General features: G+C 72.3%; 21 protein-coding genes. 14 read left to right on the top strand and 7 right to left on the bottom strand.

The features are described from left to right. Nucleotides 1-48 precede the first annotated feature (48 nt). From ACWD12_RS26420 to ACWD12_RS26400, 5 genes are all read left to right on the top strand, one after another. Nucleotides 49-789 carry a response regulator transcription factor gene (locus ACWD12_RS26420; RefSeq protein WP_358351216.1) on the top strand — a complete coding sequence of 247 codons (741 nt, stop codon included), beginning with the start codon at nt 49-51 and terminating at the stop codon, nt 787-789. 17 nt (nt 790-806) lie between these two features. Beyond that, on the top strand, nt 807-2405 hold the full coding sequence (locus tag ACWD12_RS26415; RefSeq protein ID WP_450101618.1) for a sensor histidine kinase: 1599 nt from the start codon (nt 807-809) through the stop codon (nt 2403-2405). Nucleotides 2406-2509: 104 nt separating this feature from the next. Beyond that, nucleotides 2510-3430 (top strand): branched-chain amino acid transaminase, encoded by a 921-nt coding sequence (locus ACWD12_RS26410; protein WP_450101617.1) that lies wholly within the window; start codon nt 2510-2512, stop codon nt 3428-3430. Between the two features lie 122 nt (nt 3431-3552). Next, nucleotides 3553-4824, top strand: coding sequence for a sensor histidine kinase (locus tag ACWD12_RS26405; RefSeq protein WP_450101616.1), 1272 nt, complete (start codon nt 3553-3555; stop codon nt 4822-4824). Continuing rightward, the gene (locus ACWD12_RS26400) at nt 4821-5477 is read left to right on the top strand and encodes a response regulator transcription factor (RefSeq protein WP_358351206.1); all 657 of its coding nucleotides are present in this window, start codon (nt 4821-4823) and stop codon (nt 5475-5477) included. Before ACWD12_RS26405 ends, ACWD12_RS26400 begins: the two co-directional genes overlap by 4 nt. Here ACWD12_RS26400 and ACWD12_RS26395 read toward each other — a convergent pair. Then, nucleotides 5444-6340, bottom strand: coding sequence for a helix-turn-helix domain-containing protein (locus tag ACWD12_RS26395; RefSeq protein ID WP_450101615.1), 897 nt, complete (start codon nt 6338-6340; stop codon nt 5444-5446). The two genes, ACWD12_RS26400 and ACWD12_RS26395, sit on opposite strands and share 34 nt — an antisense overlap. Before the next feature lie 77 nt (nt 6341-6417). Here ACWD12_RS26395 and ACWD12_RS26390 point away from each other — a divergent pair, with 77 nt between their 5' ends. Beyond that, nucleotides 6418-7254 (top strand): alpha/beta fold hydrolase, encoded by an 837-nt coding sequence (locus ACWD12_RS26390; protein WP_450101614.1) that lies wholly within the window; start codon nt 6418-6420, stop codon nt 7252-7254. Between the two features lie 124 nt (nt 7255-7378). Here the strand turns inward: ACWD12_RS26390 and ACWD12_RS26385 are convergent, their stop codons facing one another. Continuing rightward, entirely contained in the window at nt 7379-8482 is a 1104-nt protein-coding gene (locus tag ACWD12_RS26385; RefSeq protein ID WP_450101613.1) for a protein-L-isoaspartate O-methyltransferase family protein, read from the bottom strand. A 390-nt stretch (nt 8483-8872) separates the two neighbouring features. On the opposite strand from ACWD12_RS26385, the gene ACWD12_RS26380 reads away from it, so the two are divergent. The 5 genes from ACWD12_RS26380 (at nt 8873) to ACWD12_RS26360 (ending at nt 12839) form a co-directional block, all read left to right on the top strand. Continuing rightward, nucleotides 8873-9856 (top strand): alpha/beta hydrolase, encoded by a 984-nt coding sequence (locus ACWD12_RS26380; protein ID WP_450101612.1) that lies wholly within the window; start codon nt 8873-8875, stop codon nt 9854-9856. After that, a complete protein-coding gene (locus ACWD12_RS26375) occupies nt 9840-11018 on the top strand; it encodes an acyltransferase family protein (protein WP_450101611.1) in 1179 nt (392 codons plus the stop codon). The genes ACWD12_RS26380 and ACWD12_RS26375 overlap by 17 nt, the downstream gene beginning before the upstream one ends. A gap of 122 nt (nt 11019-11140) precedes the next feature. After that, nucleotides 11141-11305: a hypothetical protein gene (locus ACWD12_RS26370; RefSeq protein ID WP_450101610.1), complete on the top strand. Its 165-nt coding sequence runs from the start codon at nt 11141-11143 to the stop codon at nt 11303-11305. An 85-nt stretch (nt 11306-11390) separates the two neighbouring features. Further along, complete coding sequence (locus ACWD12_RS26365) at nt 11391-11627, top strand: AAC(3) family N-acetyltransferase (protein ID WP_450101609.1); 237 nt, start codon at nt 11391-11393, stop codon at nt 11625-11627. 267 nt (nt 11628-11894) lie between these two features. Next, nucleotides 11895-12839, top strand: a complete 945-nt coding sequence (locus tag ACWD12_RS26360; protein WP_450101608.1) for an alpha/beta hydrolase — start codon at nt 11895-11897, stop codon at nt 12837-12839. A 61-nt stretch (nt 12840-12900) separates the two neighbouring features. Here the strand turns inward: ACWD12_RS26360 and ACWD12_RS26355 are convergent, their stop codons facing one another. Both ACWD12_RS26355 and ACWD12_RS26350 read right to left on the bottom strand, forming a co-directional pair. Next, entirely contained in the window at nt 12901-13965 is a 1065-nt protein-coding gene (locus tag ACWD12_RS26355; protein ID WP_450101607.1) for a PucR family transcriptional regulator, read from the bottom strand. Nucleotides 13966-14344: 379 nt separating this feature from the next. Next, the gene (locus ACWD12_RS26350) at nt 14345-15493 is read right to left on the bottom strand and encodes an acetyl-CoA C-acetyltransferase (RefSeq protein WP_450101606.1); all 1149 of its coding nucleotides are present in this window, start codon (nt 15491-15493) and stop codon (nt 14345-14347) included. Nucleotides 15494-15618: 125 nt separating this feature from the next. Between ACWD12_RS26350 and ACWD12_RS26345 the strand changes: the two genes are divergently transcribed. Next, nucleotides 15619-16098, top strand: a complete 480-nt coding sequence (locus ACWD12_RS26345; protein WP_358351174.1) for a winged helix-turn-helix transcriptional regulator — start codon at nt 15619-15621, stop codon at nt 16096-16098. 145 nt (nt 16099-16243) lie between these two features. After that, nucleotides 16244-16498, top strand: a complete 255-nt coding sequence (locus ACWD12_RS26340) for a DUF2277 domain-containing protein (protein ID WP_450101605.1) — start codon at nt 16244-16246, stop codon at nt 16496-16498. Between the two features lie 24 nt (nt 16499-16522). On the opposite strand, the gene ACWD12_RS26335 is transcribed toward ACWD12_RS26340, so the two are convergent. Continuing rightward, nucleotides 16523-17113: an NADPH-dependent FMN reductase gene (locus ACWD12_RS26335; RefSeq protein ID WP_450101604.1), complete on the bottom strand. Its 591-nt coding sequence runs from the start codon at nt 17111-17113 to the stop codon at nt 16523-16525. A gap of 118 nt (nt 17114-17231) precedes the next feature. Here ACWD12_RS26335 and ACWD12_RS26330 point away from each other — a divergent pair, with 118 nt between their 5' ends. Beyond that, on the top strand, nt 17232-17951 hold the full coding sequence (locus tag ACWD12_RS26330) for a hypothetical protein (RefSeq protein WP_450101603.1): 720 nt from the start codon (nt 17232-17234) through the stop codon (nt 17949-17951). 75 nt (nt 17952-18026) lie between these two features. Here ACWD12_RS26330 and ACWD12_RS26325 read toward each other — a convergent pair whose 3' ends face one another. Then, on the bottom strand, nt 18027-19622 hold the full coding sequence (locus ACWD12_RS26325; RefSeq protein WP_450101602.1) for an MFS transporter: 1596 nt from the start codon (nt 19620-19622) through the stop codon (nt 18027-18029). 82 nt (nt 19623-19704) lie between these two features. After that, nucleotides 19705-20322 (bottom strand): NADPH-dependent FMN reductase, encoded by a 618-nt coding sequence (locus tag ACWD12_RS26320; protein ID WP_450101601.1) that lies wholly within the window; start codon nt 20320-20322, stop codon nt 19705-19707. Between the last annotated feature and the right edge of the window lie 125 nt (nt 20323-20447).

The raw sequence follows: 20447 nt of genomic DNA, 5'->3' as shown, positions 1-20447 counted from the left end.
ACAGGTGTTCCCGGGCAGTTCCGCAAGCTGCGGTCCGATACTGGGGAAATGACCACCAGTCGGGCACAGGCGGGGGCGACGATCCTGGTCGTCGAGGACGAGCCGAGCATCGCGGACGTCCTGGCGATCACGCTGCGGTTCCACGGGTTCGAGGTGGTGACCGCGGACTCGGTGCGGTCCGCGCTGCAACTCGCGCGCGGCGTACGCCCGGACGCCGTGCTGCTGGACATATCCCTGCCCGACGGCGACGGCCGCCAGGTGTGCCGGGTGCTGCGCGAGGAGCGCCCCGAACTCGCGGTGGTCTTCCTGACCGCCCGGGACGCACCCGCGGACGTCGTCAAAGGGCTCACCCTGGGCGGCGACGACTACATCACCAAGCCGTTCAACGTCGACGAACTCGTGGCGCGCACCCGTGCGGTGCTGCGCCGCACCCGCCCGGCGGCCGACCCCGCCGCGCCGCCCGCCCCGCGCCCGCCCGTACTGCGGCACGGCGGGCTGGAGTTGGACGAGGCGACGTACACCGCACGGCGCGGCGGGCAGGATGCCGATCTGACCCCGACGGAGTTCGCGCTGCTGCGGCATCTCATGCGGCACGGGGACCGCATCGTCCCCAAGGAGCAGTTGCTGCGCGAGGTGTGGCGGTACGAGCACGCCCCGGACTCGACTGTGGTCGAGACGTACATCAGCTATCTGCGCCGCAAGCTGGACCCCTTGGCGCCGGACGAACCGCCACTCATCGTGACGCGGCGCGGCGTCGGGTACGGGCTGCGGCCGGCCGCACGGACATGAGGCGCATCCGCCACCGGATGGGGCACACGGTCGCGATGCGGGCGAAGCTCGCGATCAGCAGCATCGTGGTGCTGGCGATGGGCCTTGTCGTGCTCATCTCGTTCAGTGTCATGGGCATTCGCCACTACCTGACGTCCTCGATCGACGACGACCTGCAGATGAGCCGGGACGGGATCGAGCAGGCAGGGATGTCGACCGCGACCATCACGCAGCTCGTCAGGAGCACCGATCTCCTGCGCCAGGGCATGCTGTCCGCGGGGCTGCACGGGAACGTCTTCGTCATCCTCGACCCGTCCGGCGCGATCGTGCCGCTCGGCGGCCATGCGGCGGACCCGGCGCAGACCGCACTCGCCGCGACGTCACGGGTCGGACCCGGGGAGACGCTGCGGCGGGCACCGCACGCCGTGTCCCTCGGCGGCGAGGACTACCGGGCCGCCGCGGCACGGCTGCCGGACGGCAACGTCATCGTGCTGGCGCAACCGAGCGGCGACGTCGAGGACGTCGTGCTCAAGGTCGTGCACCTCGAACTGGTGGTCGGCGGCGTGCTCGTCGTGCTGCTCGGTACGTTCATCTATTTCGGGGCGCGCTGGCGGCTGCGGCCGCTGGAGGACATGGTCGAGACGGCCTCCGCGATCGCGGAGGGCGACCCGGACCGGCCGAACCTGTCGCGGCGCGTGGCACCGCGCAAGAAGACGTTCCGCGAAGTCGAGCAGCTGCGTACCGCGTTGAACGCGATGCTGGAGCAGGTCGAGACGGCGTTCGACACGCGCGAGCACGCGGCGGTGCACCTCAAGCGCTTCGTGGCCGACGCGTCCCATGAACTGCGCACGCCGCTCGCGGCGATCCGCGGCTATCTCCAGCTGTACGAGAAGGGCATGCTCGCCGACGAGGAGGAGCGCACGCGGGCGCTCACCCGGATGAGCGCCGAGACCGAGCGCATGGCCAGGCTGGTCGACGAACTGCTCGCCCTCGCACGGCTCGACCAGCGTCCGCAGCTCCGGCCGCGCCCGGTGGACCTGGTGTGCGTGGTGCGGGAGGCCGCGGACGATCTGCGCGCGCAGCAGTCGGAGCGGTGCGTACGCGTGGAGGCTCCCGACGCGTGTGCGGTCCTCGCGGACGAGTCGCTGGTGCGGCAGATCGTGGGCAATCTGCTCACGAACGTGCGTGTGCACACTCCGGTGTCGGCGGATGTGCGGTTGTCGGTGGCGACGGTCACCACCGCCCGCGGCGAACGTGCGATCCTGCGGGTCCGCGACGAGGGCCCCGGAATGCGCGCCGAGGACGCCGAGCGCATCTTCGACCGCTTCTTCCGCGCCACGCACGAGGGAGCGGCCGGCACGACCGGCGTGCCGCCGGGCAGCGGGCTGGGCATGGCTGTGGTCCAGGCGGCAGTTGCCGCCCACGGCGGAAGCGTGCGGGTGACGACGGCGCTCGGACGCGGGCTCACCGTCGTCGTCGAGCTGCCCGCCGCGGGTGCGGAGGGCCTGGCCGGCGGCGGGGCCGGGAAGACCCGCGCCGCCGTTTCCGGCCTCGCCGACCCGGTTGCGCCCGCCGCGGCGACCGCATCCGCCGCGACTCCCGGCTCCGCGGCGTCCCATTCTGCGGAAGCCCCCTAGTGGACTACTGACAACACCTCTAATGTGCCACTGAACAAGTGGCTCGTTCGCCTATCGCCGAATGATCCACTTCAGGCGACGGACGCGGACGTGTGGAGGCGACGGTGGCACTGCCCGAGGCGGACTGGATCTGGATGGACGGCGCGCTCGTGCCCTGGCAGGACGCGAAGGTCCATGTGCTGACGCACGGACTGCACTACGGCACGGGGGTCCTGGAAGGCACGCGGGCCTACCCGACCCCGCGCGGGCCCGCGGTGTTCCGGCTCGACGAACACCTGACGCGGCTGGCCGCGAGCGCCCGGATCCTCGGGATGCGAATCCCGTACGACACCGCCGAGCTGCGCACCGCGACGCTGGACCTCGTGCGCGCGAACGGCCTCGACTCCTGCTACCTGCGCCACCTGGCACACCTCGGGTACGGCGACATGGGACCGCTGATCCGCCCCGACTCCCCCGTCACCGTCTCGATCGCGGCGTGGCGGTGGGGTGCGTACCTCGGCGAGGAGGCCGCGGCGCGCGGCATCCGGCTCAAGACGTGCTCGTGGCGCCGCAACGACCCCAACGCCCTGCCGCCCGCGGCGAAGGCGACCGCCGGATACCTGAACGCGACCCTCGCCAAGACCGAGGCCGTCACCGCCGGGTACGACGAGGCCGTGCTGCTCTCGTCCGACGGCTACGTCAGCGAGTGCAGCGCCGCGAACGTCTTCGCGGTGAAGGACGGGGTGCTGTACACGCCGCCCGCGTCCGCCGGGGCCCTGCGCGGACTGACCATGGACACCGTGCTGACCCTAGCGGCGGACCTCGGTCTGGCGACGCGCGTGGAGAACCTGCTGCGCAGCGACCTCTACACGGCCGACGAGCTGTTCCTGTGCGGCACGGCGTCGGAGGTCGTGCCGGTGCGGGAGATGGACGACCGCGAGATCGGCGTCGGACCGGTCGTGGGGAAGATCCAGGCGGCATACCAGGCGGCGGTGACGGGGACGGACGAGCGGTACGCCCACTGGCTCACGCCGGTCGGCGGCTGACGATCCCGGCGCGGGCGGGCGCCCGTTGCCGGCCCCCGCCGCGGACCCCCTACCGGGGTAGGGGGTCGGCCGGCGTACCCGGGTGTGACGCCGGGCCGGGCCGCGGCCCTTAGCGTGGGACGATGCACGTCCGGGAGATCAGAGACAGCGTCAGGAGCCAGGTCGCGCGCGTGTTGCGCCCCCTGGTCGCGGCGCTGTGGCGCGGTACGGCCGATCCCTGGGAGCCGCGCGGCTGGCCGCCCGGGCTGCGCGGCAAGTGGCCGTTCCGCCGGATCTCCTCGCGCACCGCCGCGCTCGGAGTCGACGTGCTGGCCTCGCTGATCATCCTCGCGACCACGTCGACCTACCTGATCGACAACGTGCCGCACTACTCGCCGAACTTCCTGATCCTGACGGCGGCGGCGCTGTCGGTCCCGCTGATACTGCGGCACTGGCACCCTTTGGGTGCGTGGCGCATGTCCATCCTGGCGACGCTGTGGACCGCGGACCGAAACTGGCAGGGGGACCAGTACGTCGCGGGCGGCGTGATCGTGCTGCTGGTGATCCTGTACACGGTCGCGGTCCGCTGCGAGCGGCACATCACCATCGGTGTGGCGGTGCTGACCGTGGCCCCGCCCTGGGTCATCGACCAGCAGTCGGGATTCGTGGCCGCGATCCTCGTGCTGGTGGCACTGCTCGCCGGCTACAACGTGCGGCTGCGCCGAGTCGGCGCGCGCGAGCTCGAACAGCGCGAGGAGATGCACCGCGAGGAGCGGGCGGTGCTGGCCGAGCGCCAACGCATCGCGCGGGAGATGCACGACGTCGTCGCGCACCACATGTCGGTGATCGCGATCCAGGCGGAGGCGGCGCCGTACCGGGTGCCGGATCCGGACCCCGTGCTGGCCAAGAGCTTCGCGGACATCCGGGCCAACGCGCTCGCCGGCCTGGCCGACCTGCGGAGCATCCTCGGCGTGCTCCGGGAGGAGTCCGCGGCGCCGCTCACCGCCCCGCAGCCGGACCTCGACCGCATCGCCGAACTGGTCGAGAACGCCCGCGGCACCGGAACGCAGGTGACCGCCGAGGTGGCCGCCCCGGCGGACGAACTCCCGCCCGCCGTCGGTCTGGCCGCGTACCGGATCGTGCAGGAGGCGGTGAGCAACGCCCTCAAGCACGCGCCGGGGGCGGCCGTCCACGTGTCGGTCACCGCCGACCGGGACGAGTTGCGGGTCGCGGTACGCAACGAGCGGCCGCGCGCCACGGCACCGGCGTCGGACGCGCCGGCCAGCGGCGGCGGACACGGACTGCCCGGCATGCGCGAGCGCGCCACATCACTGCGCGGCACCTTCACCGCCGCACCCGAACCCGACGGCGGCTTCGCGGTGCACGCGACGCTGCCCCTCACGGAGGACGAATGATCACCGTTCTGCTCGCCGACGACCAGGCCATGGTGCGGGAGGGGTTCGGCGTACTCCTGGGCGCGCAACCCGACATCGAGGTCGTGGGCACCGCGGAGAACGGCGAGGTGGCGGTGCGGCAGGCGGCCGAGTTGGGGCCGGATGTCGTGCTGATGGACGTACGCATGCCCGTCCTCGACGGCCTGGCGGCCACCCGCCGCATCACCGAGGCGTCGGGCGCGACGAAGGTCCTGGTGCTCACGACCTTCGACCTCGACGACTACGTGTACGAGGCACTGCGGGCCGGCGCCAGCGGGTTCCTGCTGAAGGACGCGTCCGCGGGCGAACTGGCCGAGGCGGTCCGGGTCGTCGCGGCCGGCGATGCGCTGATCTCGCCGGGCATCACGCGCCGCCTGATCGCCGAGTTCGCCCGCCTGGGCGGGCCCCGGGCACCGCAGCGCGAACGCGTCGAGGGACTGACCGACCGCGAGACCGAGGTGCTGACGCTCGTCGCGCGCGGCCGGTCCAACTCCGAGATCGCGCGGGACCTGATCGTCGCCGAGCAGACGGTGAAGACGCACGTCAGCCGCATCCTGATGAAGCTGGGCGTACGGGACCGGGCGCAGGCGGTCGTCTACGCCTACGAGACGGGCCTCGTCCGCCCCGGGGAGTGACGCGGAGTCGCGCGTGCCGCTGCCGGCCACGCGACGTCGTCGACGATCAGGAACGGCTCTTCGACGACGGCCGCCGGGGTCGCCCCGGTGAAGGTCACGACGTCGCGGTGCAGGTGGGACTGGTCGAAGTAGCCGCCGTCCGCGGCGACCCGGGCCGCGGACTCGCCGGCGACCAGGCGGTGCGCGGCGCGGTCGAAGCGGACCAGCTTCGCGGCGCGCTTGGGCGGCATCCCGATCTGCGCGTTGAACCGGGACCACAACCGCTTGCGGCTCCAGCCCAGTTCGCACGCCAGGTCCTCGACCCGGACGAGGCCGGCCTCGGCGTTGATGCGGCGCCAGGACCACGCCACTTCAGGGTCCACCCGGGTCCGCGCCGCGGCCCGCCGGGCGAGCAGCATCTCCGTCAGCGCGAATCGCTCCGCCCACGACGTGCACTCGCTCAGCCGCTCCCGGATACGCGATGCCTCCCGGCCCCAGAGGTCGTCGAGCGGCAGCACGGTGGCGCCGGTCAGTTCGGCCGGGGAGATGCCGAGGAGGGTGCAGGCGACCACCGGCGACAGGCGTACCTGCACGCATGCGACGTCCTCGCCCCAGGCCCGTACGTTGCCGCCGAGACCCAGGCCCGGCCCGGCGACGGCGCTACCCCGATGGCGGCGTCCGGAACCGTCGTCCAGGACGTACCCGCCCGCCCCGAACTCCACGATCAGCGTCACGGCCGGGTGCGGGATCATCCGAAGGCCGTCCACGGGCGCGCGGGGCACGTGGAAACCGGCCATGTCGACACCGGCGAGCCGACTGGGCCGCGGCGGACGGGCGACCTCCCACGTCGCCGAATCGTCGTGTGTACTGGCGGTGGACCGCATGATCCGATGCTACGCGGGGCCCGCCGAGGGAACATTTGTCCAATCCACGGGCGGCGGCCGGCAGCGACGTTTGGACCATGACTCTTTCTGACAACCCGCACCTCGCGGCCACCGAGTGCTCGGTCCTGCCCCTGGCCGCCGGCGACATCCACATCTGCCAGGACGGCCCGCGCGACGCCCCGGCGCTGCTGCTCGTCCACGGCTCCGCGGCCTCGTCCACGTCGTGGGAGCTCCTGGTTCCGCTCCTGGCCGCGTCGCATCACGTGATCCGGATCGACCTGCTGGGGCACGGGCTCTCCGCCAAGCCGCTCGGCGGTCCCGGGTACGACGTCGCCGAGCAGGGGCGTACCGTCGGCCAGGCGCTGGACCGGCTCGGGGTGCGGCAGACGATCGTCGTCGGACACTCAAGTGGCGGCTACTCGGCGACGGCGCTCGTCGAGAGCCGTCCCGAACTCGTGAGCGCACTGGTCTTGGTGAACACCGGGCCCGGCATGGACGCGTACACGGCGCCGGACTCCTTCGCGATCGACCCGGCGCACTGGCCGCCGACGGACGAGCAGATCCGCCTGCTCGCGAGCAGCGGCTTCCGCGAGGGCTACGAGATCCCCCAGAACCTGGTCGACGAGGTACGCGAGCTTCCGTTGCACGCATTTGGCGCCACGTTGCAGGCGTCGACCGCGTACCTGACCGAACGAACGCTCCCCGAGCGGCTGAAGGGCCTGGGCAAGCCGCTCCAGGTGATCTTCGGCGACCAGGACCGCCGATGGCGCCCCGCGTCGGCCGCGGACTACGAGGTCGTACCGGGCGCCCGGATCGCCATGCTGCCAGGCGCCGGGCACACCCCGATCCTGGAGGAACCGCAGCGGACGGCCGAACTCCTCCTGGAATTCACCGGGCTGCACACCACACGCTGACCCGCGACGGGTGACGGGGTACCGGGGTACGGCGGTGACGGGGTACCGGGGTGACGGACCACAAGGCCCGTCACCCCGTCGACCATGCCGGCGTCCGGGTCCGGCACGCCGCTGTTTGTGAGCCTCAGGTCGGCTGGGGGCCGATGGGGATTCGTCGCCCGTTTTCGGGGCCGAGCCAAGGGCGTTGCCCTTGGGCGTCGACGGTCAGGCCGAATTGGTGGGACGCGGGTCTGCCGTGGGCGAGCCAGCGATGCCAGGCAGCTTCGAGTTCGTCCCACAGCGACCGCGGACCTGACTGGGCGGCTTGGGACACCATGCCGTCGGCGAACCCCGCCGCGGCCATGGAGTTGTCCGTGAGCGAGTACAGCCAGACGGTGACCCCGTCGTCCGTGGCGGCGTAGTGCTGTGTACAGTCCGGGACTTGCAGGCCGATGGCGAGGGCGGCGTCCCCGATGGCGGTCGACCGGGCCTCGGCGCCGGTCAGTTCCGTCTCGCGGCGGCGCGCGCGGTCGAGCCATCCGGGCGGTGCGTACGCGTCGTGGTCGGGGTGCGCGCGGCGTTGGGCGCGCATCTTCATGAAGGACAGGCCCATGCCGAAGCGGCCGGAGGCGCTTCCGTCCCCGGCCACTTCGAGGGTCAGCAGCCAGTCGTGGGGCGTGAAGTCCGTGCCCCACGGGGCGACGATGCGCGCGCCCGGGACGCACTGGGTGACCCAGGCCGTCGGGATCCGACGTACGCCGCACGTGACGTGCACTCCGTCGTAGGGCGCTTCTTCCGGCCGGCCGTGCCAGGCGTCCGTGTGGATCACCTTCACGTTGCGGACGCCCGCCCGCTCCAGGTTGGCGCGAGCGCCGGCGGCGAGCTCGGCGTCGATCTCGAGTGAGGTGACCGACCCTTCCGGGCCGACCGCGCGGGCGAGCCGGGCGGCGGTCTCGCCCGTGCCCGTTCCGACTTCGAGGTAGTGGCCGCCTGGACGGGGATCCAGGGCCCGCAGCATCGCGCGTACGACCGTGGGCATCGACGCGGACGAGGACGGTACGCGGCCCGGCTCCGCACCGCCGTCGTGCCCGCCGTCGTCCCACTGCGTGACGAGTTGTACGTCGGCGCCGACCAGTTCGGTCCACCGACGCGGGTCGGCCGCCCGGTCGACGACCGACCCGTATGTCTGGCTCCCCGGATCGAACGGCCACACCCGATCCGGAACGAACTGCGCGCGCTCCAGCGTCACTTGCCGTGTCCCGGGTCGGTCGGTGGCTGCCTGCTGTCCGAGGGCGGTGGCGGCGGCGGTGTCGGCATGGGCTGGATCGGTGCGGGCGGTCCCCGGTGCTTCCCGTCGGCCATGTGGCCTCCTTCCAGCGGTACTCCCCCCCATGGTGCCCGACCATCCCGTTGGTGCGGAAGTCCGTTGCCCCGCGTCCCTTGCTTGGGTCGCTTGCTCCGGTCGCTCGTCTCGGACGCTTGGTCCGGTCGCTTGCTCCGGTTCCTCGCGCCGACCCTCACCCCTGTCATACCTCGGTACTACGCGCACAGACCGCTCTTCGGCGCGATTCGGGCTACAACGCCGCCTTCATAGCTTCCTGATCAACCGGCAACACCCGGATGACCAGGAGGGATTCGTATGGCTTCGGCACGTCGTCGTATCCGGTCCGCACTGGCCGCGACCCTGGCGGCCGCGGCTGTGGCGTTGACGACGGCCGCGGCTCCGTCGGGCGATCCGTACGCGGCGCCCACGGCGGCCGTCCCCCTCGGCACGAGCGTCGGCACGAACCCCGGCGCGAGCCTCGACGCACGCTACGGTGCCGTACGCCACGACATCGCCCGCGCCTGGGAGACCGCCACCCGCGTCCATGACGGCGCCATGCGGCGGTCTCTGGCGGATCTGCTCGCCCCCGGAAGGCAGTTTCTGTCCTTCGACGCGCGGGGGTCGGGCCGGGTGGTCGAGGTCTTCGGGGATCTCGCGAGTGCGGAACGCATCGCGGTGGTGGTGCCCGGTGCGGACGGGCGCGTCACGAACTTCGACTCGGGCAAGTTCGCCGGTGGAGGCGCCCGGGCGCTGGCCGGGCAGATCCGCGCCGAGGCACCGGACACCGACGTCGCCGTCGTGGCCTGGCTCGGCTACGCCGCACCCGCCTCGCTGAGCCCGGCAATCCTCACCGACGGCCGCGCCGTCGGCGGCTCGCACCGCCTCGAAGGCCTGGTGGCGGAGCTCCGCACGCTGAACCCCGCCGCCTCCGTCGCCCTGCTGTGCCACAGCTACGGCAGCGTCGTCTGCGCGAAAGCCGCGGACGGCCCGTCAGTCGACGACATCGCCTTCTTCGGGAGCCCCGGGACCGGCGTCGACGAAGCCGAGGACCTGCACACCGACGCCCGGGTCTGGGCCGGACGCGGATCCCACGATTGGATCCAACTCGTTCCGCACGCAAGCCTGTTGGGGTTCGGCTTCGGTGCCGATCCGGTCTCCCGGGGCTACCACGCGCGCGTGTTCGACGCCGGATCGGTGGGCCACAGCGACTACTTCAAGCCGGGCACCGCCTCGCTGCGAAACCTCGCCCGCATCGCCCTCGGACGCGAATCGGAGGTTGGCCGTGCCGACTACCGTTGAGAAGCACCGGACGGCACGCGGGAGTTGGACCGCCGCCGCGTACCGGATCGACGCCGCAACTCCCCCGCACCGCGACCGTGCCGCGGACGCACTGCGCGCGATCGCCATCGCCGGCGTCGTCCTCGGCCACTGGCTGGTGACCGCATTCGTCGACACCGGGGACGGCCTGGGCGTACGCAGCCCGCTCGCCGGCATGCCCGCCTTCACCCCGGTCAGCTGGGTGCTGCAGACGCTCGCGGTGTTCTTCCTGGTCGGCGGATACTCCGGAGCGCTGAGCCTGCGTGGCGGCGAAGTCCCCTACGGCACCTGGGTACGCGCCCGCATGGGCCGCCTGTTCCGCCCCGCACTCGTGCTGCTCGGCGCCTGGGCGGCGGCGATCAGCGTCCTGACCTGGGCCGGCCTGGACCTCGGCACCCTGCGCAGCATGGTCAAACTGGTCTTCAGCCCGCTGTGGTTCCTGGTCGTGTACGCCGCACTGACCGCACTCACACCGGCCGTGGCCGCGTTGTGGCGGCGCACCCGCTGGTCCGGCCTCGCGCTGCTCGTCGGCCTCGTCGCGACCGTGGACGCGGGCCGCTTCGCGGGGGACGGCCCGGCGTGGCTGGGCTGGACCAACATCCTGGCCGGCTGGCTGGTCCCGTACTTCCTCGGCGTGGCCTGGGCACACGGCGCGTTCAAGGGTCGGCGGGCGGCGTACGCGCTGCTCGTGGGCGGGGTGTCCGCGACCGTCGCGCTGGTCCTGGCCGCGGGCTACCCGGCGAGCATGGTCGGCGTGCCCGGCGCCGCGGTGTCGAACCTGAACCCGCCCACCCTCGCGGCCGTGGCCTTCGGTCTCGCCCAGGTCGGACTGGCCCTGCTGGTACGCGAGCCGCTGGGCCGGGTCATGCGGCGCCCCGGCCTGTGGGCGGCGGTCGCGTTCGCGAACCTGTCGGCGATGACGGTGTTCCTGTGGCACCAGACGGCGATGATGACCGTCACGGTGTCGCTCCGCTCGGCCGGTGCCCTGCCCGGGCTGCACACCGCGCCCGACCATCCCCTCTGGATACTCGAACGGCTCGCGTGGCTACCGGTCTTCGCGGTACTTCTGGCTCTCCTCCATGCCGTGTTCCACCGATTCGAGCACAGGGTCGGCACCGCCGGGCGTACGACTTCAGGGCCGTGACGGCGAAACACAGTGTCCGCCCCGCGAGGAGTAGTGGCCCGGACGCGCGGCGCAATCGGTCATCCGTACCGGCAGTAACTACCGTGCGAGCGCCGGTTCTCGCCGAACAATGGGAGTCATGGATGGCGCACACCGCTGCAGTTCTCGACGGGCTGAAGACCGCCGACCTGATCGACTCTCCTGCCATCCCGACCGGCTCGCCTCTCGGCATTGTGCTGCGGACCCAGATTGAGACCGACAGCCCGAGCGGCTTCTCCAGCTACGTGGAGAACGACACGAAGCGCTGAGCGCGTCAGCTCTGACGCGCACCTGCCGGCCCGCCGTACAGAGGCGTCATTCGACGCCCGTGTACGGCGGGCTTCAGGTGGTTCGGTGAGCGCCTCAACCAGGCGAAATCAGGGTGGCAAGCCCTCTTTCACGTACGAGGACGTGCTCCTGGATCTGGCCGACTTCAACCGCATCGGGGCGGCGCTGACGGACCACCTGCCCATCGACGAAGGCTTCGTCGGAGGCGCGCGCGCCAGACTCGTACCGCTGATCCCCGCGGTCGCCTTCGCCGCCGACTGGATGGCACGCCACCGGACGGACGGTATGCCTGCCGTGGCTTAGGTCGCGGTACACAGTCCCCGGACACGTCACCCGACGGGACGAAGCAAGGCTCGGCACCACCTTGAGGCCCGGCTGCCCGGCTGCCCGGCTGCCCGCGCGGCTGTCGGCCGACCGGCACCGATGAACCGACGCATGGCGGCTGCGCATCCGCCGGAACGCGCGGGAAGATCGGGGCGGCCCGAGGCTCCCCCTCTGCCTCGGGCCGCCCGTACCCTCCCGGCAGGCTCCCCTCCCGGCGAGCTTCCTTCCCAGCAGTCGAGGTGACTCATGGCTTACGCCCTGGACCCCGAGGTCGCCGCAGCTGTGGCGAGGATGCCCGGCACCCCGCTCACCGACCTGGTCGCGATGCGCGGCATGGAGTCGAGGCTCGCGGAGTTCTTCGGTGAGCCCGACACCTCCGGCGTCGACGTCCTGGACACGACGGTTCCCGGGCCGGAGGGCGCGCCCGACATCCCGGTGCGGCTCTACACCCCGCAGGGCGTCGAGGGCGGGCCGGTCCCGCTGGTGTTCAACGTGCACGGCGGCGGATTCGTCATCGGCTCGATCGAGCTCGACCACCCCGGCTGCCTGGAGATATGCCGCGAGCTGGGCGTGGTGGTCGCGTCGGTCGAGTACCGGCTCGCACCCGAGAACCCCTACCCCGCGGGGCTCGAGGACTGCTATGCCGCGCTGACCGCCGTCGTCGCGGCGAGCGGCAAGCTGGGCATCGACCCGGACCGGGTCGCCCTGCACGGGGCCAGCGCGGGCGGCGGTCTCGCCGCCGCCCTGGCACTGCTGTGCCGCGACCGCGGCGGGCCGCGGCTGTGCTTCCAGTACCTGGGCATCCCGGAGTTGGACGACCGCCTGGGCACCCCGAGCATGGTCGCGTTCACCGACACCCCGGGCTGGAACCGGCCGAACGCGGAGATCAGTTGGGACGCGTACCTCGGCCCGGGCCGACGCGGCGGAGACGACGTCCCGGTGTACGCGGCACCGGCACGCGCCACCGACCTGACCGGCCTGCCGCCCGCGTACATATCGGTGATGCAGTTCGACCCGCTGCGCGACGAGGGCATCGCGTACGCGCAGGCCCTGCTGGCCGCCGGGGTGAACGTCGAACTCCACCTGTTCCCGGGCACGTTCCACGCCTCGCGGCTCGCCCGGCACGCCGAGGTGTCGCGGCGCGAGGGCGCCGAGGAGATCGCCGTGCTGCGCAGGGCGCTGCTCGGCTGACCCGCAATCTGACAGACACCACCCGGCGCCCGTCCAGGCGGCACCCGTCAGTCGGTGCCCGTCAGGAGCGGGCAAGTCGGCGCAGGGTGAGCGCCAAGGTGGCGCGGAAGCGGTCTGCCGGGTCGGCCAGGTCCCATCCCAGCGCCTCCCCCGCACGGGCCACCCGGTCGGCGACCGAACTGTGGTGCAGGTGCAGGCGGGTCGCCGCACCGCGCAGTGAGCCGCAGCGGCAGAAGGCGGCGAGGGCGGTCAGATCGGCCTCGCCGCCGGGGCGTTGCGCGAACGCCTCCACGGCCGCCAGTTCGGGGCGGTTGCGCAGCGTCTCGGCCGGCAGGTCGGCGAGCATGGCCAGGCTGCCCAGAGCGTCGTACTCGACGACCGGAGCCGTGGCCGCGTCCGTGAACCGCAGGGCGACGCGGGCCTGCTCCCAGGAGCGCCGGGCGTGCTCGGCGCCCATCGCGCCGCCGATCCCGACGGTCATGCCCTCGGCCGGTGTGGGGCCGGTGTACGTGTCCCGGTCCGCCGGCGGCTGGATCAAAACCGCCGCCACGCCGTCGACCACGGTGCGCGGTGCCCCGCACCCGTCGGAGGCGGCGCGTTGTCGCGGCGCGGGCGCGGGCGGCGTTCCGCGTACTGCCGCGACCCGCAGCGGCCGCCCCGGCGCCAGCCCGAGCAGGCGCAGCGCCCGAATGCGGACCTCCGGCTCGACCTGGGCGGACAGCACGAGTTCGACCAGCGCGGGGTCGCCCGGTTCGCGGCGCCGGGTCCCGCCGTGTGACACGGCCGCGGCGGCGACGGCCATCCTCTCCAGCACGAGGGCGTCCAGGGGTGCGGGCGTGCCGGGCCGTTCCAGCCAGACCGTTCCGCAGTCGGAGACGGCGCTCGCGGGCAGCGGGGACGGAGCGGCGGCGAGCGGTCCGAGGGCGGTGCCGTCCGGGGCGTACCGCATCGAGGTCCCGTCGTCCCGGGACCATCCGGCCGGGCACTCGGCCAGCGCGGCGGCGGCCCGGACCAGCGCGTGGGCGGAGGCGCCGTGGGTGACCAGCGCGTCGAAGTAGGCGATCACCCGGACTGCGGCTTCCGCATCAGGGTCGAGCGCCGACAGCCTCAGCAACAGCCCTTCCACACCGGCCGACTCTACGCGCCCCGCCCGGCGGGGAGGAGGCCGCAGGGGCCTCTCGTGCCGCACGGTCGCATCGGACCGATTTGCCCGATCTTTTGGCATTCATTATGAAATGGAACATGAGGCATTTCTGCCCCGCTGACACCGTCGGGGCCAAGCCGTCCGGCCCGACCACGGTCCGGCGTGGGAGACACCGCGCCGAGGGAGGGGGCACGCACGTGGAGCGAAGGTGACTCGAACGCCGGCAGACGGCTGCCATGGCCGTTCGGCGAGGAACTGATGTTCCGCTGCCGGAACGTGCGAACGTACGTTCCGCGACATGCGGTTGATGCGACGGGCCCGACGACCGCGCGGGCCCGTCGCGGATGTTCACCGGCGGGCGTCAGAGCCGTTCGATGATGGTGACGTTCGCCATGCCACCGCCCTCGCACATGGTCTGGAGGCCGTAGCGGCCGCCCACGCGCTCCAGTTCGTTCAGGAGCGTCGCGAACAACTTGGTGCCGCTGGCGCCCAGCGGGTGCCCCAGCGCGATCGCGCCGCCGTTGACGTTGACCTTGTCGAGGTCCGCGCCGGTCTCGCGCTGCCAGGCCAGGACCACGGACGCGAACGCCTCGTTGATCTCGATCCGGTCGAAGTCGTCGATCGTGAGACCGGTGCGCTCCAGGGCGCGGGCGGTCGCCGGGATCGGCCCGGTGAGCATGAAGACCGGGTCGTCGCCGAGCACCGTGAGGTGGTGGATGCGGGCGCGCGGCGTCAGTCCGTGGACGCGCAGGGCGTGCTCGGAGACCACCAGGGTCGCCGAGGCGCCGTCCGAGATCTGGCTCGCGAGCGCGGCGGTGATGCGGCCGTCGGGGCGCAGCGTGGGGAGCGAGCGGATCTTGTCCCAGTCGGGGGCGCGGGGGCCCTCGTCGCGTACGACGTCGCCGTACGGCACCAGTTCGCGCGCGAACCGGCCTTCCTTCTCGGCGCGGATGGCGCGCTCGTGCGAGGCGACCGCGAACTCCTCCATCTCCTCGCGGCTGACACCCCACTTCTCGGCGATGAGTTCGGCCGCGCGGAACTGGCTGATCTCCTGGTCGCCGTAGTGCTTCTGCCAGCCGAGCGCGCCGGAGTACGGGCTGTCGAACCCGAACTCGCGTCCCGCCCGCAGTGACGCGGAGATCGGGATCATGCTCATGTTCTGCACGCCGCCCGCGACCACGATGTCCGCGGTGCCGCTCATGACGGCCTGTGCCGCGAAGTGCACGGCCTGCTGCGACGAACCGCACTGGCGGTCGATGGTCGTGCCGGGGACGGACGCGGGCAGTCCGGCGGAGAGCCAGGACGTGCGCGCGATGTTCCCGGCCTGCGGGCCGATCACGTCGAGACACCCGAACACCACGTCGTCGACGGCGGCCGGGTCGACACCGGTCCGCTCCACGAGGTTGGTGAGGATGTGCGCGCCGAGATCGGCGGGGTGCGCGGACGCGAGTCCGCCGTTTCGCCTGCCGACGGGGGTGCGGATGGCGTCGACGATGTACGCCTCGGTCATGGTGTGCCGCCTTCCGGACGGTGATGACGCCCCTGATCCACGGCCGGACCTCCATAGTTGGAAAATCCAACTCGCGGTACGACCGAAAGTAGCGCCAGTAAGTTTGAAATGGCAACCTTGTGCGCATGGAGACTTCGCGCATCGCCCGCCCGCGGACGGTCGGCCGACCCTGCTCGGTGGCGTCCGCGCTCGCCCTGGTCGGCGAGAAGTGGGCGCTGCTCGCGGTACGCGAGATCCTGCTCCGCAACCACCGCTTCGACGCGATCGCCCGCAACACCGGGGCGCCGCGCGACATCCTGACCACCCGCCTGCGCGCGCTGGAAGAGGCCGGGATCCTGGAGCGGCGCCGGTACCAGGACCGACCGCCGCGCTTCGAGTACCACCTGACGCAGCCCGGCCGCGACCTGCAACCGGTGTTGCAGGTGCTCGCCGCGTGGGGCGACCGCTGGGTGGGCGAGCAGCCGCCGGTGGTGTTCCGGCACGGGGACCACGACCTGGCGGCCGTGCTGATCTGCCGGCACTGCGGCGAGGAGGTGCGGGCCGGCAGCGTGCTTCCGCACGAGCACGCCCCGGGCTGGGACAGCTCGGGGCCCGTCGCGGGCTGAGCCCGGCGCGGCGTTTCCCAGGGCGGCCCCACGGGTGCCGAGCCGTGGATACCGGGCGACGGGTGCCGGGTCACGGATACCGGGACTCGTGATGCCGAGTCGCAGGTCAGGGCCATACGTCGGCCCACGTGCCTACCCTGGGGCCATGTGCCGGAACATCACCACACTCAGGGGCCTTGAGCCCGCCGCGACGCCCGAGGAGATCGAGGCCGCGGCCCGCCAGTTCGTCCGCAAGATCAGCGGCGTGCAGTCCGTCAGTGCGAGCACCGAGGGGGCGTTCGAGCGAGCCGTGCGCACGGTCACCGAGGCCGCCACCGCGCTCCTGGCGGAGCTTCCGCCGCGCAAGCAGCCGCCCAAGACCGAGCCGCCGCTCCGCCGCATCGCCGCCGCGCGCACGTAGCCCGCGGCGCCGCCAAGGCCCTTGCTACCAGGGGTTCCCCGCCCCGGGCCGAACCGGCGCGGACCGCCCCGCGGCCACGGCCGCGACGAGCGAGCCGACGGCAGCCCGCAGCCCCTCGCGTACGCCGGGATCCGCGACCGTGCCGGCCTCCGCGTCGATCGCGGCCCGCGACACCGTCAGGCGTACGCACGCCTCCTCGACGATGCGCGCACCGGTGTAGCCCAGCACCGTGCGCAGTGCGGCATGCGCGCCATCCGCCCGTCCCGGTGCGCCGGAATTCAGCCATGCCGTCGGCTTGTCCACGATCTCGTTGCCGCCGACGGTCCAGTCCAGCAGGTTCTTGAACGAACCCGGCAGATCGCCCGCGTACTCCGGGGTGCTCAGCAACAGCGCGTCGGCGCCCTCGATCACGGCGCGCAACTCCGCGACCGCCGGGTGCAGTGGCTCGAAGTCGTCGTCCGGATTGAAGTGCGGCAGCGCCGCCATGCCGAAGTACATGCGGGCCGCGACGACCTCGGGCTCGAAGACCTCCGCAACGGTCTGGAGCAGCGCGGTGCTCCCCGAACCCGCCCGCAGACTCCCGCTGATCATGGCGATACGCACTGTTTCCGACATGCCCTGATGGTACGTGCCGAAGATTGCCGATCTTCGAACCACCTTGCGGCCCCAACTGGTTGACTGTGCGCCCCACACCGCATGACCTCGTCGGAGACCTCACCCGAAGGAGCGCAGATTGCCCGCGCCCAGAACCGCCCTCACCCTGCCCACCGCCGCGGTCGTCCTTGCCCTCGTCCTCGTCTCCGGCTGCTCGTCGGGCGGCGGGGACACGTCACGCGACGCGGCTGCCTTGGGCGCGTCATCCGCCGACAACACCACCGCTACAGCGACCACCGGCATACCGGCGACCGGCGCGGCCATGCCCCCGTCCGCTTCCGGAACTCCCGCGGCCCAGGCCTCCGCGTCCAGGACCACGGCCGTACCCTCCGCAAGCCCGAGCCCGTCTCCGACCTGGCCGGACCTCCCGGCCGAGCTTCAGGCGTGGAACACCGAGCCGAAGGGCCGGATGGCGCCGGATGCGGAGAGCATCCACCTGCAATCCCGCGCGCTGATCGGCGACATGGAGGACATGTACGGCTCGGCCCGAGGCGCCAAGTGCTGGCCCGAGCGGCCGACGATGTGGACCGACATGTGCGCGCTGGGCGCCACCAAGGCCAACGAGACCGTGCAGAAGTCGCTGGCCTTGATCAGCCACGAACCGGCGGCCTACTTCACGACGTTGCGGGCCAACGCCGCCAAGATCACCAAGGCGGTGTCGACGTATCGCACCAACGGGTGTGCGAAGGACCCGGCTTCGGCGAAGACGCGGCAGACGTGCCAGAACGCCGCGTACACGATCGCGCAGGCGTACAACAGCTTGCGGGACGGGTTCAACGCGGCTCTGAACGGCCACTGACGCAACGGCCGAGGGCCGGAGGCGGGGTGCGCCTCCGGCCCTGCGATGCTCCTGCGACTTCCTGCGACCTTGCGCTCAGTGCCGGTTCGCGCCGACGGGGGTGCGGGCCTCCTTGCGTACGGGTCCCTCCGTCACCGACGCGGACCCGGCACTCTCGTCCACGGCAACTGCCGGGCGCAGCAGGCGGAAGACGGCCACCGCGGCGACGGCCACCAGGACGGCGACGGCCACCAGGATGACCTGCCACGCATCGGTCAGTGCGTCCGCAAGGTGTGCGCCTTCGGGCCCGGCGGGGATGGCGCCGGTGGCCACCCGGGCGGCCGACGGCGCGGAGCCCAGGCTGCCTTCGAGGAGCGTGATCAGCGCGGACCCGAACAGCGCCATCGTCAGCGCCTGGGTGCTGCCGCGCACGGTGTTGAGCAACCCCGCTGCCATGCCCGCGCGTTCCGGCTCCACCGCGCTCATCGCCTGCGCGTCGATCACGCCCGCGACCAGGCCCTGGCCCGAGCCGATCATCACCAGCGGGCCGGCCAGCGCGGCGGCGCCGATGCCCGGGTGCAGCACGGTCAGCCACACGTTCCCGGCGGCCATCAGCAGCAGGGCGAAGGTGATCAGCGCACGGGGCGGGACGCCCTTGGTGACCAGCCGCCCGCCGATCGCAGGCAGGGCCAGGATCGGCAGCGTGGGCATCAGCATGACCAGTCCCGCGTCGCCGGACGACAGCCCGTTGGCGCCTTGCAGGTACGTCGGCAGGTTGGCCAGCATGCCGCCGAACGCGACGCCGCCGGCCATCGCGGCGAGCAGCCAGCCGCTGAAGCGACGGTTGCCGAGCAACGACAGGTCGAGCAGCGGCCGTTCGGCACGACGTGCGACACCGCGTTCGACGGCGACGAAGGCGCCGAGCAGGGCAAGTCCCACGACCCCCGGACCCAGCACCCGCACGCTGCCCCAACCGGCCTGCGCGCCCTGCGTGATCGCGAACATGGTCAGTGCCAGGCCCGAGATGAACAGCACGATCCCGGCCCGGTCCAGGCGCGGCTTTGCGGTGGCGCGTGACTCGGTGAGTGCCCAGGCACCGACGAACAGGGCGATGCCGGCGGCCCCGAACAGGCCGAACATCACGCGCCAACCGATCGATCCGACCAGCCATCCGGCCGCCGTCGGGCCGATGGCGAGGCCGACGCCGGACAAGCTGCCCATCGCCGCGAAGGCTTTCGTCCGTGCGGTGCCGGTGAAGGTGGTGGCGAGGATCGCGCCGCCGCCCGCCATGACGCCGGCGGCGCCGACGCCCGTCAGCGTGCGTGCGGCGTCCAGCAGAAGGATGTTCGGGGCGAACGCGGCGGCGAGGCTGCCGGCCCCGTACACGACCGCGCCCAGCCGGTAGACGCGGCGGCGGCCGAAGAGGTCGCCCAGCGAGCCGGTCACCAGCATGAAGGACGATGCGGCGAGGAAGTAGCCGGTGACGACCCATTGCAGGGACGCACCCGACGCGTCGAGGTCGTCGCCGATGCGGCGGACCGCGACGGTCGCGCCGGACATGGACATCGGGAGCACGAGGTAGCCGAACAGGACGACGGCGAGCGTCGCGGCGTACGTGGCACGGCTGGTGGTCGAGGCGGAAGCGAGGGCGGGGGCGGGCAAAGGTTTCGCGGAGCTGGTGGCGCGGCTCATGGGGGGACTCCTCGGCGGCGGCAGGCGAGCGTGGGGGCGCACGGGGCACGGAGGCAGGTGGGTTCGCGTCGGTCCGGCAGGCTCAGACGTCGTACGGACGCGCCATGCGGGCCTCGGACAGCGTCCGGCTCCACCACTCCAGCTGCGTGAGCATCCCCTTGGCCGCCGATGCGCAGCCCTCGGCGTCGACCGGCTGCCCCTCCTCGTCGAACCGCTCCCAGGCCCCGTGGAAGCTGATGCTGTCGCGCATGCTGACGGTGTGGAGCTCGGCGAAGACGAGGCGCAGCTGCTCGACGGCGCGCAGGCCGCCGCCCATACCGCCGTACGACACGAACCCGACCGGCTTGGCGCGCCATTCGTCGCGGAAGAGATCGATCATGTGCTTGAGCGCGGCCGGGAAGCTGTGGTTGTACTCGGGGGTGACCACGACGAACGCGTCGGCAGCCGCGAGCCGTGCGCCCAGTGCCGCGACCTCGGGCGACTCGGACATGCCCGGCACCTCGATGGCGGCCGGGAGGACGGTGGTGGCGACGTCGATCACGTCGACGTCCCATTCGCCGTGTCCGCGGGCCTGGCCCACGGCCCAGTCCGCGACGACCGGCGCGAAGCGTCCGTCGCGGTTGCTGCCGACGATCACGGCGAGGCGCATCGGGGTGCGGGCGATCGGCGCGGCGGCGGCGGAAGCAGTGGTGACCGACATGTTTGTCTCCTTTGTCAGTTTTGCCAGCGGACGACGAGAAAGTCCGGTCCGGATCCGCTCCCCCGAGCGACCCGACTCAGGTAAAGTACAACGTGTATTGCAAGAAGTACAACAGTCATTGCACT

Source organism: Streptodolium elevatio, assembly GCF_053592165.1.
The sequence above is the reverse complement of the archived record's forward strand: the minus strand, read 5'-3'. Positions and strand labels throughout refer to the sequence as shown.

Excerpts from the sequence above, each read along its gene's own strand:
- ACWD12_RS26415 (WP_450101618.1), top strand. The coding sequence starts at position 807 with ATGGGGCACACGGTCGCGATGCGGGCGAAGCTCGCGATCAGCAGCATC.
- ACWD12_RS26335 (WP_450101604.1), bottom strand. The coding sequence starts at position 17,113 with ATGTCGGAAACAGTGCGTATCGCCATGATCAGCGGGAGTCTGCGGGCG.
- ACWD12_RS26420 (WP_358351216.1), top strand. The coding sequence starts at position 49 with ATGACCACCAGTCGGGCACAGGCGGGGGCGACGATCCTGGTCGTCGAG.
- ACWD12_RS26400 (WP_358351206.1), top strand. The coding sequence starts at position 4,821 with ATGATCACCGTTCTGCTCGCCGACGACCAGGCCATGGTGCGGGAGGGG.
- ACWD12_RS26360 (WP_450101608.1), top strand. The coding sequence starts at position 11,895 with ATGGCTTACGCCCTGGACCCCGAGGTCGCCGCAGCTGTGGCGAGGATG.
- ACWD12_RS26390 (WP_450101614.1), top strand. The coding sequence starts at position 6,418 with ATGACTCTTTCTGACAACCCGCACCTCGCGGCCACCGAGTGCTCGGTC.
- ACWD12_RS26345 (WP_358351174.1), top strand. The coding sequence starts at position 15,619 with ATGGAGACTTCGCGCATCGCCCGCCCGCGGACGGTCGGCCGACCCTGC.
- ACWD12_RS26320 (WP_450101601.1), bottom strand. The coding sequence starts at position 20,322 with ATGTCGGTCACCACTGCTTCCGCCGCCGCCGCGCCGATCGCCCGCACC.
- ACWD12_RS26340 (WP_450101605.1), top strand. The coding sequence starts at position 16,244 with ATGTGCCGGAACATCACCACACTCAGGGGCCTTGAGCCCGCCGCGACG.
- ACWD12_RS26380 (WP_450101612.1), top strand. The coding sequence starts at position 8,873 with ATGGCTTCGGCACGTCGTCGTATCCGGTCCGCACTGGCCGCGACCCTG.
- ACWD12_RS26370 (WP_450101610.1), top strand. The coding sequence starts at position 11,141 with ATGGCGCACACCGCTGCAGTTCTCGACGGGCTGAAGACCGCCGACCTG.
- ACWD12_RS26405 (WP_450101616.1), top strand. The coding sequence starts at position 3,553 with ATGCACGTCCGGGAGATCAGAGACAGCGTCAGGAGCCAGGTCGCGCGC.
- ACWD12_RS26350 (WP_450101606.1), bottom strand. The coding sequence starts at position 15,493 with ATGACCGAGGCGTACATCGTCGACGCCATCCGCACCCCCGTCGGCAGG.
- ACWD12_RS26325 (WP_450101602.1), bottom strand. The coding sequence starts at position 19,622 with ATGAGCCGCGCCACCAGCTCCGCGAAACCTTTGCCCGCCCCCGCCCTC.
- ACWD12_RS26395 (WP_450101615.1), bottom strand. The coding sequence starts at position 6,340 with ATGCGGTCCACCGCCAGTACACACGACGATTCGGCGACGTGGGAGGTC.